Source organism: Massilia sp. CF038 (genome assembly GCF_900129765.1).
GTDB lineage: Bacteria > Pseudomonadota > Gammaproteobacteria > Burkholderiales > Burkholderiaceae_D > Telluria_A.
This window is the reverse complement of the sequence record NZ_FQWU01000001.1, coordinates 327,201-341,649: the sequence shown is the minus strand read 5'-3', so window position 1 is coordinate 341,649 and position 14,449 is coordinate 327,201. Positions and strand designations below refer to the sequence as shown.

Sequence of the window (14,449 nt, the reverse complement as noted above, 5' to 3'; positions counted from 1 at the left end):
TAACAGGAGCGGGTTTTGTGCTTGAAGCGAATACCTGGTGCCGATTGCCGGAATCGAACTGGCGACCTTTTCATTACGAATGAACTGCTCTACCAACTGAGCTAAATCGGCGAAGACGCGTATTCTAGCAAACAATTCAGCGAACTTGCTAGTCCGAATCTGCAATCACCCTTGTTTGCCTCAAAAACAGGCAAATTATGCTGCGTGGTAGCTGGTGACGCGTTCCACTTCGCTCTTGGAGCCAAGGAACACCGGCACGCGTTGATGCAGCTTTTGCGGCGCAATATCCAGGATGCGGGTGCGGCCATCGGTTGCGGCGCCGCCAGCCTGCTCGACGATCAGCGCCATCGGATTGGCTTCGTACATCAGGCGCAGCTTGCCGGGCATGCTGGTGTCGCGCGTATCGGCCGGGTACATGAAGATGCCGCCGCGGTTCAGGATGCGGTGCACATCGGCCACCATCGAAGCAATCCAGCGCATGTTGAAGTCTTTTTCGCGCGGACCGGTTTTACCGGCCAGCATTTCGTCCACATAGCGCGTGACCGGGGCATGCCAGTGACGGGCGTTGGACATATTGATGGCGAATTCCTTGGTTTCCGCAGGAATCATCATATTGCGCTGGGTGAGCACCCACGAACCCATCTCGCGGTCCAGAGTAAAGCAGTTCACGCCGTTGCCGGTGGTGAGCACCAGCATGGTTTGCGGGCCGTACACGGCATACCCGGCTGCCACCTGCTTGCTGCCTGCCTGCATGAAATCCGCTTCGGTCGGGGTACCCATGCCGTCCGGTGCCTTGAGCACCGAGAAGATGGTGCCGATAGATACGTTGACGTCGATATTCGACGAGCCGTCCAGTGGGTCGAACAGCAGCATGTATTCGCCCATCGGGTAACGGTTCGGGATCGGGTGGATCGATTCCATTTCTTCCGACGCCATGGCTGCCAGGTGGCCGCCCCACTCATTGGCTTCGAGCAGAATCTCGTTCGAGATCACGTCCAGTTTTTTCTGGACTTCGCCCTGGATGTTTTCGGTATCGGCGCTGCCGAGAATATCGCCCAGGGCGCCCTTGCCCACCGAATGGCTGATGGTTTTGCAGGCGCGTGCGACCACTTCGATCAGGAGCCGCAATTCAGCGGGAATCGAGTTGTGGTTGCGTTGTTCTTCGACCAGGTGCTGCGTGAGGCTGACGCGTTTCATGGACTTCCTTCTTTTGTTTGAATTCTTTTATGTGCGCAAAAGCGCGTTAGTTCGACAGCGCTTTGGTGACGATTTCGCGCACATCGTTGGACAGCTTTTTCATGCCTGCGACCTTTTGCAGCGCTTTCTTCATTTGGCTTTGCAAGGCCGGCGCAAAACGGCGCCAGCGGTCCATCGAGCGCGCGAGGCGGCTGGCCACTTGCGGATTGATCGCGTCCAGCGCAATCACCTGCTCGGCCCAGAATGCGTAACCGCTGCCGTCCGGCGCGTGGAACTGCGCCGGGTTGCTGTTGGCAAAAGCGAACAGCAGACTGCGTGCGCGATTCGGATTCTTGATATTGAATGCCTTGTGGCGCATCAGGGCGCGCAGGGCGGCCACATCGGTCCCGGGGGCTGCGGCCTGCATGGTAAACCATTTGTCGATGACCAGGGCTTCACTTTCAAACTCGCGGTAAAAGTGGTCCAGCGCCTTGGCGGCGCCATCGGCTTCGGCGTAGATCAGCGCCACCAGGGCGGCCACGCGGTCGGTCATGTTGCCGGCACTGTCGTACTGGCGCTGGGCCAGGTCCATACTGGCCTGGTCCGGTGCCGCCGCCAGATAAGACAGTGCCAGATTCTTCAAACCGCGCCGGCCCGCCGATACGGCGTCGGGACTGTAGTCGCCGGGCATCTGGTTGGCTTCGTATTGCGCCAGCAAGGTGGCACGCAAGGTGCGGCCAATGGTGCGCCGCATGAACTGGCGCGCCAGGTGGATCGCTTGCGGATTGACCACGTCGAGCTGGTCGGCAATCATGCTTTCGGACGGCAGGAGCATGGCCTGTTCGCGGAAGCCCGCATCCAGGCTGCTATCGGCGGCAATTTTGCCCATGGCCTCGATGAAGGTGGTGTCCAGATCCATCTTGCCGCCTGCGGCCACGGCCGCCGTCAGCTTGAGCAGGCGCGCCATGGCCAGGCGCTGGCCCGCTTCCCAGCGGTTGACGGGATCGCTGTCGTAGTTAAACAGGTGCAGCAGTTCAGCGTCGCTGTACTGGTATTCCAGAATCACCGGCGCGGAAAAATCGCGCAGGATCGAGGGCGTCGGCGCTTCCTTGACGCGGGTAAAGCGGAAGGTCTGGCTGGCTTCCTTCAGCTCGAGGACGGCGGTGTTGCCCACCAGCTGGCCATTGAGCACCAACGGCATGTCGGCACCGTCGGCATCCAGCATGCCAAAGGCAACCGGAATGTGGAAGGGCAGCTTGTTATCCTGGCCTGGCGTGGCCGGGCAGGTTTGCGTGAGGGTCAGATCGTAGGTCTGGGCCGCATCGTCGTAGCGGGTTTCGGCCCGCACCACTGGGGTACCGGCCTGGCTGTACCAGCGCTCGAACTGGTCCAGATTGCGGCCATTGGCGTCGGCCATCGCGGCGCGGAAGTCGTCACATTCGACCGCCTGCTCATCGTGCCGTTCGAAGTACAGGTCCATGCCCTTGCGGAAGCCCTCGCGGCCCAGCAAGGTCTGGTACATACGCACCACTTCGGCGCCTTTTTCGTACACGGTCACGGTGTAGAAGTTGTTGATTTCAACAAAGGAGTCGGGCCGCACCGGATGCGCCATCGGTCCTGCATCTTCCGGGAACTGGGCCTGGCGCAAGGTGCGCACCTGGTCAATGCGGGTGACGGCGCGGCCGCTGTCGGTGCCGATCATGTCAGCCGAGAATTCCTGGTCACGGAAGACGGTCAAGCCTTCCTTCAGGGACAGCTGGAACCAGTCGCGGCAGGTAACCCGGTTGCCGGTCCAGTTGTGGAAGTATTCGTGGCCGACCACCGCCTCAATGCCGGCATAGTCGATATCGGTGGCCACGCGCGGATTGGCCAGGACGAACTTGGTATTGAAGATATTCAATCCCTTGTTTTCCATGGCCCCCATATTGAAGTCGCTCACGGCCACAATCATGAAGCGGTCCAGGTCGAGCTCGAGGCCAAAGCGCTCTTCATCCCAGCGGATTGAATTCTTGAGCGACTGCATGGCGTAGTCAGTCTTGTCGAGGTTGCCCTCTTCCACCCACACCTGCAGCAGCGCATCGCGCCCGTCCGCCAGGCGGAAAGTCTCTTCCTGGCACACCAGCCGCGCTGCCACCAGGGCAAACAGGTAGGACGGCTTTTTGAACGGGTCTTCCCATTTGGCGTAATGGCGGCCATCGCCGAGATCGCCCTCTTCGATCAGGTTGCCGTTCGACAGCAGGACCGGGTAGGCCGCTTTGTCTGCCCGCAGCATGACGGTGAACCGGGCCATGACGTCTGGCCGGTCCGGGAAATACGTGATGGCACGGAAGCCTTCCGCCTCGCACTGCGTGAAGAAGTTCCCGTTAGAAACATACAGACCGTTCAAGGAGGTGTTCTTGACAGGCACCGTGATGGTTTCGATTTCCAGCGTCACCTCGTCAGGCGCGCCGGCAATGCGCAGCACGTTGCCGTCGATCCGGTACTCGTTCTTGCCCAGGAGTTTGCCGTTCAGGCGCAGGGCCACCAGCGATAGGTTTTCGCCGTACAGCTCGATCTCGCGTTGGGGACTGGCCGCATTGCGCCGCATGCGCATGCGGTTGGCGACGATGGTACGGTCAGGGTCGAGATCGAAGCCCAATTCCACTGTATCAACCAGGTAGCTCGGTGCCGTATAGTCTTTGCGGTAGATGGTCTGGGGGGTGTCTGTTCGCATGGAAAACTCGGCTGTGACGGTGGGCAGACCTCTATTTTACCAACACCGTCAAGGCGTGGCATTCGCCTCGGACTGTTTCTCGCCTGTGCACGCGGTAACAATTCGTAAAAAATCTGAGAAAATAGTGTAAAACAGAACTAGAGTGATTCTTGGGTAAATAGATTTTTGGATGGAGAATGCGATGAAACGCCTATTGACGACTGCCGCCGCTGCGCTGACCCTGTTGTTGACGGGCTGCGCGACGACCATCCGCAGTGATGTAACGACTTTCCATGAATGGCCTGCCGAGGTGCAGGACAAGAGCTACGTCCTGGAGGCGCCGCCCCCGCAAGATGATACGCTTGAGTTGCGTAGCTATCAGAACTTGGTGCGCACCGAACTGGCGCGCCTGGGTTTCCAGGAAGCGGCTGCCGGCGCCAAGCCCGCGCTCAAGGTATCGATGCGGTTTACCACGACGGATGTGCCAGTACGCGTGCTGCAACCGGACTTCCCCAGCTATTATGGCAGCGCCCGCTTTATGGGCCCGTACAGCTTCCACCGCCCGTACTGGGGCGGGCGGCGCTACTGGGGTGGCGGCTGGTACAGCCCGTTCTATGATCCATTCTGGTACGGTGGCCCAACCTACACCGAAACCATCAAGCACTATTACAACCGCGAAGTGCAGGTGGCCATCAAGTCCGCTGCCGACGGCAAGCGCCTGTTTGACGTGACTGTGCATAACAGCAGCCGCGACCGTTCGACCCCGAACGTGATGCCGGCCCTGGTGCAAAGCGCGTTCACCGGCTTCCCGGGCGTGAGCGGGGTCGCGCGCCGGGTGGAACTCAAGCGCGAAGGCTAAGGATGCCCGAGCAGGGCTTCCGATCCGAACGTAATCGCAACAATAAGCAGCACGGCCAGCACCAGCACGATCAGCAAGCGGCCAAACTTCGGCGAACCATCTGGTTCGCCGTTGTCGTTTTCGGGCCCGCTCATGGCACGAGAATGGTGGAACCAGTGGTCTTGCGCGCTTCCAGGTCGCGGTGCGCCTGGGCCACGTCGGCCAGCTTGTAGCGCTGGTGGATATCGATCTTCACCTTGCCGCTGGTAACCATCTCGAACAGATCGGCAGCCATGGCTTCCAGCGCCGGCCGGGTGGACGCGTAGCTGAACAAGGTAGGACGGGTAATGAACAGCGAGCCACGGCTGGCCAGTTCTGCCAGCGAGAAATCCGGCACCGGGCCGGAAGCACTGCCGAAGCTGACCATCATGCCCAGCGGACGCAGGCAATCGAGCGAGCCGATGAAGGTGTCCTTGCCGATCGAGTCATACACCACCGATACTTTTTCGCCGTTGGTGATTTCCTTGACGCGCTCGACAAAATTCTCGGTGTTGTAGTTGATCACGTGCGTGCAGCCATGCGCACGCGCCAGAGCCGCCTTTTCGTCCGAGCCCACGGTGCCGATCATGTTCACACCAATCGCCTTGGCCCATTGGCAGGCAATCAGGCCCACCCCGCCAGCGGCGGCGTGGAACAGGATGGTGTCGCCCCGCTTGAGTTTGACGGTGCCATTGAACAGGTATTGCACGGTCAAGCCCTGCAGCATCATGGCCGCGCCGGTCTCGAAGGAGATGGCGTCCGGCAGCTTGACCAGATTGGCAGTTGGCATGTTACGCAGCTCGGCATACGCGCCGTTGGGCCGGCCAGCATAGGCCACCCGGTCGCCCACACGCACTTCGCTCACGCCCGCGCCGACTGCTTCCACCACGCCCGCCCCCTCCATGCCCAGGCCGGCCGGCAAGGGCTGCGGATACAAGCCAGTGCGGAAATACACGTCAATGAAATTGAGGCCGATGGCATGCTGGCGCACGCGCGCTTCCCCAGGGCCGGGTTCGCCCACGTCCACATCCACGTATTCCATCACTTCCGGGCCACCGGTTTGTTGCATGCGGATTGCTTTTGCCATTGTGCTGACTCCTAGGGTTGTTTGCGTGTGGCCAGCTTGAGCTGACACAGCACCAAGTGGGCGGTGGATACATTGGTCGCGCAGGCAACGTTATGCACGTCGCAGGCGCGCACCAGCGCATTGATATCGGGTTCGTGCGGCTGCGGCGTCATGGGGTCGCGCAGAAAAATTACGGCGTCGATCTGGCCGTCGACCAGCATCGAGCCAATTTGCAGGTCGCCGCCGAAGGGGCCGGAGTGCTTGCGGTCGATGGTCAAGCCCAGCTCATTGGCCAGCCGCCCGCCCGTGGTGCCGGTGGCAGTCAGATAGCAGCCGCGCAGAAAGTCGATGTACTCTGCCGCCAGCGTGATCATGTCGTCTTTTTTCTTGTCGTGCGCAATCAGCGCAATCCGTGGTTTCATCGTCTCTCCTTATGATTTTTTTGTCGACAGCATGTAAATGCCGGTCATCACCAGCGCTGTACCGGCCAGCTGGATCACGGTAATCGGTTCGCCCAGCACCAGCGCGCCCAGGAACAGGGTCGACACGGGCCCGACCATGCCGGCCTGAGATGCGGTGGCAGCACCAATCCGCTGCACGGCCAGCATGGTCATGAAGACCGGCAAAATGGTGCAAAAGATCCCGTTCAGCAGCGACAAGCCGTACACAGCGGCTGGCTGAACCAATCCCGCCACAGGGCGCAGCAGGAAATACTGGCCGATGCAGGCCGCGCTGGCCACGCACATGGCGTAGGACACCAACCGCACGGAACCAATGCGGCGCACAAGTTCGCCGGACTGAATCAGGTAAATAGCGTAGGAAATAGCCGAACCCAGCACCAGCGATGAGCCCAGCACCACCGCCTTCATGCCGCTGTGCAGGTCATGCCAGAACACCAGCACGATGCCGCAATAGGCCACCGCCAGCGACAGCCACTCGGTGCGGCTGATATGGCGCTTGAGAAAAAACGCGGTGAACAGCAGAACAAAGGTGGGCGTCAGGAACAGAATCAGCCGTTCCAGCCCCACAGAGATGTATTGCAGCCCCAGAAAATCGAACATGCTGGAAACGTAGTAGCCAATCAGTCCCAGAAACACCAGACGCCAGCGGTCTTTGACACTTAATGCAGGCTGGGTACGCATTTGCCAAAGTGCAATAGCGGCGAAGACGGGGACCGAAAACAGCATGCGGAAGGCAATCACGGTGACCGCGTCCAGCTGGTAGCGGTAGAGCAGCTTGGCCACGATCGCCTTGGTGGAGAACAGCACGGCGCCGCCAATGGCGATGGCCAGTCCGGCCAGCAAGGCCGGGCGCGGAATGGGAGGATGGGGAACGTCAGTTGCGCTTTTGCTCATCTGACGATTGTAAAACGAATCGCCGCAGCCAGCTTGGGGCGGCGAAATTTACACCAACCCCTATGGTAAAATGTCGGCCACTCTTGCATACCGTCTAAGGAATTTTGACATGGCTGGACACAGCAAATGGGCCAACATCAAGCACAAGAAAGCCGCGACTGACGCCAAGCGCGGCAAGATCTGGACCCGCCTGATCAAGGAAATCACCGTGGCAGCACGCATGGGCGGGGCCGACATCGCGGCCAACCCGCGTTTGCGCCTGGCGGTGGACAAGGCTGCTGATGCCAACATGCCGAAAGAAAACGTCACCCGCGCCATCCAGCGTGGTTCGGGCGGCCTGGAAGGCGTCAACTACGAAGAAGTGCGCTACGAAGGCTACGGCATCGGCGGCGCCGCCATCATTGTTGACTGCATGACCGACAACCGGGTGCGCACCGTGGCCGAAGTCCGGCACGCGTTCAACAAGCACGGCGGCAACATGGGCACCGAGGGTTCGGTTGCCTTCATGTTCCAGCATTGCGGCCAGTTCCTGTTCGCTCCCGGCACCAACGAAGACGCGCTGATGGAATGCGCGCTCGAAGCTGGCGCCGACGACGTGGTGGCCGATGAGGAAGGCGGCTTCGAAGTGCTGTGCGACCCGTTCAAGTTCGCCAGCGTGAAAGATGCGCTTGAAAAAGCCGGCTTCAAGGCCGAAGTGGCCGAGATCATCATGAAGCCCGCCACGGAAACTGTGTTTTCGGGCGAAGATGGCATCAAGATGCAAAAAATTCTGGATGCACTCGAGAACCTCGACGATGTCCAGGAAGTCTATACCAACGCCCTGATCGAAGACTGAGATTATGAAAATTCTGGTAGTCGGCTCTGGTGGCCGTGAACACGCCCTCGCCTGGAAACTGGCCCAATCCGAACGGATTCAAATGGTCTACGTGGCACCTGGCAACGGTGGCACGGCGCGCGACATCCGCCTGGTCAATATCGAACTGAGCGATCCGGCTCAGCTGGCCGATTTCGTCCAGAAAGAAAACATCAGCCTGACCGTGGTTGGACCTGAAGTGCCACTGGCTGCCGGCATTGTCGACCTGTTCCGCGGCCGTGGCCTGAAGATCTTTGGCCCCACGCGCGAAGCAGCGCAGCTGGAAAGCTCGAAAGATTTCGCCAAGGCTTTCATGCAGCGCCACGGCATTCCAACGGCCAAGTATCAGAGCTTTACCGATCCGGAACTGGCCCATGCTTACATCGACCAGGAAGGCGCACCAATCGTCATCAAGGCTGACGGCCTGGCTGCCGGCAAAGGGGTGGTGGTGGCCATGTCGCTCGGCGAAGCACACGCTGCCGTTGACCACATGCTGGCCGACAACCGCTTTGGCGACGCTGGTGCGCGCATCGTGATTGAAGAGTTTTTGGCCGGCGAGGAAGCCAGCTTCATCGTCATGTGCGACGGCAAGAACATCCTGCCGCTGGCTACCAGCCAGGACCACAAGCGTCTGAAAGACCAGGATGAAGGCCCGAACACGGGCGGCATGGGCGCGTATTCGCCAGCGCCGATCGTGACCCCGGCCATGCATGCGCGCGTGATGCGCGAAATCATCAACCCGACCATTGCCGGCATGGCGAAAGATGGCATTGTGTTCACCGGCTTCCTGTATGCCGGTCTGATGATCGACAGCGCCGGCAATCCACGCACGCTGGAATTCAATTGCCGCATGGGCGACCCGGAAACCCAGCCCATCATGGCGCGCCTGAAAAGCGATCTGGTGGCGGTCATGGAGCACGCGGTCAACGGCACGCTGGACGCCGTGGAACTGGAATGGGACCGTCGCACTGCCGTGGGCGTGGTCATGGCTGCCGCCGGCTATCCGGACGATCCACGCAAGGGCGATGTGATTGATGGCATTCCTGCCGAAACGCCGGAATGCGTGACCTTCCACGCCGGCACCACCCAGGTGCAGGGCAAGCTGCAGACGAACGGCGGACGCGTGCTGTGCGTGGTCGGTCTGGGCGACAGCGTGCGCATGGCGCAAAAGCAGGCGTATGAGACGGTTGATCAGATCCACTTCAATGGCGCACAGTTCCGCCGTGACATTGGCTGGCGCGGTCTGAAACACTAAACCACATCGTCCTCGCGGAGGCGGGGACCCATAGCACCTCGGCTTAGAAGCACAATTCAGCCCGGATGCGTGGTATGGGTCCCCGCCAAGGGGGGCGCCGAGCCCGAGGACGATGTGTTAAAGGCAGAGGGTGAAGCGACATCCTCGCGCGTCAAGCCCTGTCTCAAGCTTAATCTCCCCACCCATCCCCGCTGCAGCCTGGCGCGCTATCGCCAGGCCCAGTCCAGCCCCGGGCGCATCATTTCCTGCAACCCGATAGAAACGTTCAAACACGAGCGTGCGCTCCTGCACCGGTATGCCCGGCCCGTTATCAGCCACGGCCAGCACCAGCTGCCCTGCACGCAAACTCAGTTCAACCACAACGCGTCCACCCTGCTGGGTGTAAGCGATCGCGTTGTCCACCAGATTATGCAAGACTGAGCGAAACACCTGCGGCTCAATCGCATACAGCAACTTATCGGGCGCGTCGAACGACAAATCAAGTCCGCGCGTCTGCGCCAGCTGCACACGCTGCGCCAGATCGGCCCGCACCAGTTGGGCCACATCGATCTCGATGGCCGCAGGCAGGGCCTTGCCGTCGAGCCGCGCCAAATCGAGCAACTGGTGGATCAAATGTCCGGCACGCGCAATGGCCAGATCCATCTGGCGCTCTGCCTCCTGCCGTTCCTGCGCGCCAGACGCCAGACTGAGCACATGCGCCTGCGCTGAAATCACGGCAATGGGGGTGCGCAGCTCGTGCGCGGCATCGTGCACAAACGCGTGCTCCCGGTCGACCTTGCGCTGCAGCTGCAGCAGCAGGCTGTCAAGCGCGCCCACCAGCGGCTTCATCTCGGCGTACTTTGGATCGACATTGAGGGGCGATAGTTCATCTGCACCTCGCGCAGCAATGCGGTCCGATAGCTGCTGCAAAGGTTTCAGGCCACGCGCCACCGCGATCCATACCGGAATGAACACCAGCGGGAAGGCGATCACGATATCGAGCGTGAGGCCCAGCGCGTCATCGCGCAGCACGCCAAACAGATCGTGCATCGGCAACGCCACATCGACCGTCCAGCGGCTCGCAGCGCCCCGGGTCATGAGGTAGCGCTGACCTCGAAACCGCGTTTCGCCAAGCTGGCCGGATTGCCCGGTCAACGCTGCCTCGCCCGGTCGCAGGTTCGATAAAATCACCTTGCCATCCTGATTGCGCAGCTGGTATTTGACTTCCTGAAAATTGCGCCAGTTGTAGGCATCGCGCCGGGTCTCACCGATGGCGCCGAAAACAAAGGCCCGCGCCGACTGGTCGCTGTCCATCTTGGCCAGGCCATCGGCCAGATACGCAGTCAGATTGGCGACTTCGTCGCCAGTGCGCTTGTCGCTCAGGGTCACGCTCAGGTTGACCGCCATCATCACGATCCAGATCAGGAAGCTGGCAATCAGCAGCGACAGGAACACGCGCCGTACCAGCGTCGGCCGCAAAAGGGACGCGATCATGGCGCCAGCAAGTAGCCAATACCGCGCACGGTCTGGATCCGTTCCACCCCGATTTTGCGCCGCAAATTGCAGATGTGGACCTCCACTGCCCCGAAGTCAACCGGATCGCCCAGCGGCTCCAGACGCTGCGACAAGGTGCCCTTGGCCACCACCATTCCTGGTTCACGCGCCAGTTCCAGTATCAGCTGGAATTCGCGCGGCGACAGATCGACCTTGTTCCCGTTCAACCGCGCCAGGTGCTTACGCGGCTCGATTTCAATAGCACCGATGGTCCACACCTCGGTTGACTGGCGGGCAGAGCGGCGCAGTACAGCGCGAATGCGCGACACCAGTTCCGCCATTGCAAACGGCTTGACAACGAAATCGTCCGCCCCGCCGTCGAGGCCAGCCAGACGATCTTCCAGCATGGCCTTGGCGGTGACAAGAATGATCGGGATGTCGACGCCGGCAGCACGCCAGCGCGCCAGCAGGTGCATGCCGGTACCGTCCGGTAGCGACAGGTCGAGCAGCACGCAGTCGAAGGTCAGGCCTTCAAACGAGCCTGGCGCATCGGCCACGCGCCTGACCCACTCGCTGGACAACCCGTCCGCCTTGAGCGCGCGCTGCAAGGCCAGTCCAAGGTCCAGATCATCTTCGACAATGAGTATGTGCATGCCCAATTATAGGCGGGCCAACCTTAAGACAAGCCAAAGCTTGGTCTCCGTACAATTTCTTCCAGGGTTACAGCGCGCCGCGCCGTCCCGCTTCAATATGATGAGACAAGCGACGATGAAACTACTTTGCACCCTGTTGGCAAACGCTGTTCTGGGCCTGCTTTTGCAGGGTTGTGGCGGCGGCAATAACGCGCCGCCCATCAAGGCCACACCGGCACCGGACGAACAATGGACACTGTCGGCACCGGCCGAGGCCGACATGGATGGCGCATTACTGGAGCAGGCGGCGCAGAGCTTGCCGGCCAATCATGGCTTGGCCAGCATGCTGGTGCTACGACATGGCAAACCAGTCTTCGAACGCTACTGGAACGGTTATGACAAGGACAGCCTGCATGACTTGCGTTCGGCCACCAAAAGCATCACCTCGCTGATGGTTGGAATTGCCATCGATCAGGGCATGCTGAGCGGCGTCGACGAGTCGATTGCGACGCGCCTGAATGGGCCATACCCCAACACCCCCGGGCTGACCCGCGGCATCACGCTCGCGCATCTGCTGACCATGCGCAGCGGTCAGGCGTGCAACGACTTCAGCGCCAGCTCGCCCGGCCAGGAAGACAAGATGTACAAGTCCACCGATTGGGTACGCTTCTTCCTCGACCTGCCAGCTGGCAGCACGCCCGGCAGCGCCACGTTTTACTGTACCGGTGGTGTGGTGACATTAGGGCGCATTGTGTCGGAAGCAAGCAAGCGGCCGATTCCCGAGTTTGCCGGTCAGTACCTGTTTACCCCACTGGGCATTCGCGACGCCCGCTGGGCCAGCTTCGACAGCAAGCGCCAGACCGACACAGGCGGCCACATCGCCATGCGCCCGCGCGACATGGCAAGAATTGGCCAACTGGTGCTGCAGAAGGGGCAGTGGCAAGGGCGCCAGCTGGTGTCGTCTGCCTGGATCGCGCAGGCGACGGCAAGCCACACTGCCATCAACGACACCCCTTACGGCTACCTTTGGTGGATGCGTGAGGTCACTTATCAGGGACGCAGCATCAAGGTGCACTACGCCGACGGGAACGGAGGCCAGTTCATTTTTGTTGTGCCCGAACTGGACCTGGTCGCCGTCTTTACCGGTGAAAATTACAATTCTCCGAAAGCGCAGCAAGGCGGCCAAATCCTGGTGACACACATCCTGCCAGCGGTGCGCTAGGCCGAACCTTCTTCTCTTCCATTGATCTCACCCATACCATCCACGGGAGAGACCAAATGAAAACCAGGCACATCATTTTAAGATCCAACAGCCTTGCCACGCGCGACGTGTGGCGCGGCGCTGCCACCCTGCAGGCCAACACGGCCGACGCCGCAGTCCAGGGCCTGGCGGCCGAATCGCGCGACATTGACCGCCGCAGCATTCCCTTCCTCACACGCGACAGCGGCGTCATCGCCGTGGCACCCGCCGTGCCCATGCGGCTGGTGTCGCCCTTCGATACCAGCGATGTCCCCGTCGCCGCGCAAACGGTTACCTGGGGCGTGCACGCAGTGGCGGCCGACACCTCGCCCTTCACTGGCGAAGGCATCGTTGTGGCTGTGATCGACACCGGCATCGACAGCGGTCACCCGGCCTTTGCCGGTGTCGATCTGGTGCAACGGGACTTCACGGGCGAGGGCAATGGCGACCAGCATGGTCATGGCACCCATTGTGCTGGGACCATATTCGGGCGCGCCGTGAATGGCACGCGCATTGGCGTGGCGCCTGGGGTCAACCGCGCCCTCATCGGCAAAGTACTCGACAGTGGTGGCGGCGGTTCGAGCGACCATATTGTCGAGGCCATTTTGTGGGCGGTTGAAGAAGGAGCGCACATCATTTCCATGTCCATCGGCATGGACTTCGGCGGCTACGTCAAGCAACTGATCGACGGCGGCATGCCGGCCGAGCTGGCCACCTCGCGCGCGCTGGAAGGCTACCGCACCAACACGCGCCTGTTCGACAGCCTGTCCGAGCATGTGCGCGCACGTGGTCTGCAAACCCACCCCACGCTGATCATTGCGGCGGCCGGCAACGAGAGCCGGCGCGACCAGGATCCGGATTTCGAAGTGGCCGTCAGCCCGCCAGCCATTGCCGAAGGCGTTGTGTCGGTAGCCGCACTGGGGGAATCGCCAGCCGGCTACGATACCGCGCCCTTCTCCAATACCGGTGCCAATGTCAGCGCACCAGGTGTGGCCATCGTCTCGGCCAAGCTGGGCGGGGGCTTGCAAACCATGAGCGGCACCAGCATGGCCACGCCCCACGTGGCGGGCGTGGCGGCGCTGTGGGCGCAGCAGCTGGCCGAGCGCAATGCGCTCAATGTGTTCAACCTGATAGGCCGGCTGGCCGGCTCAGCCACCAGCAACCACCTGAAACAAGGCTTCGATCCCTTCGATGTGGGCGCGGGGCTGGTGCAGTGTCCGCAGTCCGTCTGAAAAACGCACTACAATCGGGGGAGGGTCAAACCGACAAGCTTTCAACAGGAGGCAGCATGATCGATCACGCAGGTATCGTCGTCAGTAACTTCGAAAAGAGCAAGGCGTTTTATACCGCCGCTCTCGCCCCGATTAACTACGCGGTCATCATGGAGGTGCCAGGCGCCGCCGGCTTTGGCGAAAACCGCAAGCCGGACTTCTGGATCGTGCAAGGCACGCCCAATCAGCCGCCTACGCATTTGGCGTTTGGGGTGCAGTCGCGGGCCATTGTGGATGCGTTTTATGCCGCTGCAATTGCCGCCGGCGGCAAGGATAACGGGGCGCCGGGGGTGCGGGCGCATTATCATCCCAACTACTATGGGGCGTTTGTGCTCGATCCCGATGGGCACAATATGGAGGCGGTTTGTCATTTGCCGGCTGCGTAAAAGTACAAGGTTCGACGGAGCGAGAGTGGAATAGGGCCGGCGCATGCGCCGGCGCCTTCGCGAGGACGACGGCGTTGCGGCACATCGTCCTCGCGAAGGCGGGGACCTATTCCACCTTTGCTCCGCCAAACCCTCCCATATCATAAAACACCCGAACAGTGTACAATTCGCCC

The 14,449-nt window shown here is 61.1% G+C and carries 14 protein-coding genes and 1 tRNA gene; 6 read left to right on the top strand and 9 right to left on the bottom strand.

The window, feature by feature from the left end:
* Positions 1-35: 35 nt before the first annotated feature.
* The 3 genes from BUC24_RS01525 to pepN form a co-directional block, all read right to left on the bottom strand.
* Positions 36-111 (bottom strand) — tRNA-Thr (locus BUC24_RS01525).
* A gap of 84 nt (positions 112-195) precedes the next feature.
* A complete protein-coding gene (locus tag BUC24_RS01520; RefSeq protein ID WP_073212318.1) occupies positions 196-1,197 on the bottom strand; it encodes a class 1 fructose-bisphosphatase in 1,002 nt (333 codons plus the stop codon).
* 46 nt (positions 1,198-1,243) lie between these two features.
* A complete protein-coding gene (gene pepN / locus BUC24_RS01515; protein WP_073212317.1) occupies positions 1,244-3,889 on the bottom strand; it encodes an aminopeptidase N in 2,646 nt (881 codons plus the stop codon).
* Between the two features lie 181 nt (positions 3,890-4,070).
* On the opposite strand from pepN, the gene BUC24_RS01510 reads away from it, so the two are divergent.
* Positions 4,071-4,727, top strand: a complete 657-nt coding sequence (locus BUC24_RS01510) for a DUF4136 domain-containing protein (protein ID WP_073212316.1) — start codon at positions 4,071-4,073, stop codon at positions 4,725-4,727.
* On the opposite strand, the gene BUC24_RS26830 is transcribed toward BUC24_RS01510, so the two are convergent.
* From BUC24_RS26830 to BUC24_RS01495, 4 genes are read right to left on the bottom strand one after another with little or no spacing between them, the layout of a single operon-like run.
* On the bottom strand, positions 4,724-4,861 hold the full coding sequence (locus tag BUC24_RS26830) for a hypothetical protein (RefSeq protein WP_178372461.1): 138 nt from the start codon (positions 4,859-4,861) through the stop codon (positions 4,724-4,726). The genes BUC24_RS01510 and BUC24_RS26830 overlap by 4 nt on opposite strands.
* Positions 4,858-5,832 carry a quinone oxidoreductase family protein gene (locus BUC24_RS01505; protein ID WP_073212315.1) on the bottom strand — a complete coding sequence of 325 codons (975 nt, stop codon included), beginning with the start codon at positions 5,830-5,832 and terminating at the stop codon, positions 4,858-4,860. Before BUC24_RS01505 ends, BUC24_RS26830 begins: the two co-directional genes overlap by 4 nt.
* Positions 5,833-5,843: 11 nt before the next feature.
* Positions 5,844-6,233 carry a methylglyoxal synthase gene (locus BUC24_RS01500; RefSeq protein WP_073212314.1) on the bottom strand — a complete coding sequence of 130 codons (390 nt, stop codon included), beginning with the start codon at positions 6,231-6,233 and terminating at the stop codon, positions 5,844-5,846.
* Positions 6,234-6,242: 9 nt separating this feature from the next.
* Positions 6,243-7,166 carry a DMT family transporter gene (locus BUC24_RS01495; protein WP_073212313.1) on the bottom strand — a complete coding sequence of 308 codons (924 nt, stop codon included), beginning with the start codon at positions 7,164-7,166 and terminating at the stop codon, positions 6,243-6,245.
* A gap of 109 nt (positions 7,167-7,275) precedes the next feature.
* Between BUC24_RS01495 and BUC24_RS01490 the strand changes: the two genes are divergently transcribed.
* Positions 7,276-8,001 (top strand): YebC/PmpR family DNA-binding transcriptional regulator, encoded by a 726-nt coding sequence (locus BUC24_RS01490; RefSeq protein WP_073212312.1) that lies wholly within the window; start codon positions 7,276-7,278, stop codon positions 7,999-8,001.
* Positions 8,002-8,005: 4 nt separating this feature from the next.
* On the top strand, positions 8,006-9,274 hold the full coding sequence (purD, locus tag BUC24_RS01485) for a phosphoribosylamine--glycine ligase (protein WP_073212311.1): 1,269 nt from the start codon (positions 8,006-8,008) through the stop codon (positions 9,272-9,274).
* A 117-nt stretch (positions 9,275-9,391) separates the two neighbouring features.
* On the opposite strand, the gene BUC24_RS01480 is transcribed toward purD, so the two are convergent.
* Together BUC24_RS01480 and BUC24_RS01475 are read right to left on the bottom strand one after the other, a co-directional pair.
* Positions 9,392-10,747 carry a sensor histidine kinase gene (locus BUC24_RS01480; RefSeq protein ID WP_073212310.1) on the bottom strand — a complete coding sequence of 452 codons (1,356 nt, stop codon included), beginning with the start codon at positions 10,745-10,747 and terminating at the stop codon, positions 9,392-9,394.
* Positions 10,744-11,400 (bottom strand): response regulator, encoded by a 657-nt coding sequence (locus BUC24_RS01475; RefSeq protein WP_073212309.1) that lies wholly within the window; start codon positions 11,398-11,400, stop codon positions 10,744-10,746. Before BUC24_RS01475 ends, BUC24_RS01480 begins: the two co-directional genes overlap by 4 nt.
* 115 nt (positions 11,401-11,515) lie before the next feature.
* Between BUC24_RS01475 and BUC24_RS01470 the strand changes: the two genes are divergently transcribed.
* From BUC24_RS01470 to BUC24_RS01460, 3 genes are read left to right on the top strand one after another with little or no spacing between them, the layout of a single operon-like run.
* The gene (locus tag BUC24_RS01470) at positions 11,516-12,601 is read left to right on the top strand and encodes a serine hydrolase domain-containing protein (protein ID WP_178372460.1); all 1,086 of its coding nucleotides are present in this window, start codon (positions 11,516-11,518) and stop codon (positions 12,599-12,601) included.
* 56 nt (positions 12,602-12,657) lie between these two features.
* Positions 12,658-13,851 (top strand): S8 family peptidase, encoded by a 1,194-nt coding sequence (locus tag BUC24_RS01465; protein WP_073212308.1) that lies wholly within the window; start codon positions 12,658-12,660, stop codon positions 13,849-13,851.
* A gap of 56 nt (positions 13,852-13,907) precedes the next feature.
* The gene (locus BUC24_RS01460) at positions 13,908-14,276 is read left to right on the top strand and encodes a VOC family protein (RefSeq protein ID WP_073212307.1); all 369 of its coding nucleotides are present in this window, start codon (positions 13,908-13,910) and stop codon (positions 14,274-14,276) included.
* Positions 14,277-14,449 lie beyond the last annotated feature (173 nt).

Bases quoted from the DNA above. Each gene is read 5' to 3' on its own strand.
- BUC24_RS01490 (WP_073212312.1), top strand. From the start codon at position 7,276: ATGGCTGGACACAGCAAATGGGCCAACATCAAGCACAAGAAAGCCGCG.
- BUC24_RS01520 (WP_073212318.1), bottom strand. From the start codon at position 1,197: ATGAAACGCGTCAGCCTCACGCAGCACCTGGTCGAAGAACAACGCAAC.
- BUC24_RS26830 (WP_178372461.1), bottom strand. From the start codon at position 4,861: ATGAGCGGGCCCGAAAACGACAACGGCGAACCAGATGGTTCGCCGAAG.
- BUC24_RS01475 (WP_073212309.1), bottom strand. From the start codon at position 11,400: ATGCACATACTCATTGTCGAAGATGATCTGGACCTTGGACTGGCCTTG.
- BUC24_RS01505 (WP_073212315.1), bottom strand. From the start codon at position 5,832: ATGGCAAAAGCAATCCGCATGCAACAAACCGGTGGCCCGGAAGTGATG.
- BUC24_RS01465 (WP_073212308.1), top strand. From the start codon at position 12,658: ATGAAAACCAGGCACATCATTTTAAGATCCAACAGCCTTGCCACGCGC.
- BUC24_RS01470 (WP_178372460.1), top strand. From the start codon at position 11,516: ATGAAACTACTTTGCACCCTGTTGGCAAACGCTGTTCTGGGCCTGCTT.
- BUC24_RS01495 (WP_073212313.1), bottom strand. From the start codon at position 7,166: ATGAGCAAAAGCGCAACTGACGTTCCCCATCCTCCCATTCCGCGCCCG.
- BUC24_RS01510 (WP_073212316.1), top strand. From the start codon at position 4,071: ATGAAACGCCTATTGACGACTGCCGCCGCTGCGCTGACCCTGTTGTTG.
- pepN (WP_073212317.1), bottom strand. From the start codon at position 3,889: ATGCGAACAGACACCCCCCAGACCATCTACCGCAAAGACTATACGGCA.
- BUC24_RS01460 (WP_073212307.1), top strand. From the start codon at position 13,908: ATGATCGATCACGCAGGTATCGTCGTCAGTAACTTCGAAAAGAGCAAG.
- BUC24_RS01480 (WP_073212310.1), bottom strand. From the start codon at position 10,747: ATGATCGCGTCCCTTTTGCGGCCGACGCTGGTACGGCGCGTGTTCCTG.
- purD (WP_073212311.1), top strand. From the start codon at position 8,006: ATGAAAATTCTGGTAGTCGGCTCTGGTGGCCGTGAACACGCCCTCGCC.
- BUC24_RS01500 (WP_073212314.1), bottom strand. From the start codon at position 6,233: ATGAAACCACGGATTGCGCTGATTGCGCACGACAAGAAAAAAGACGAC.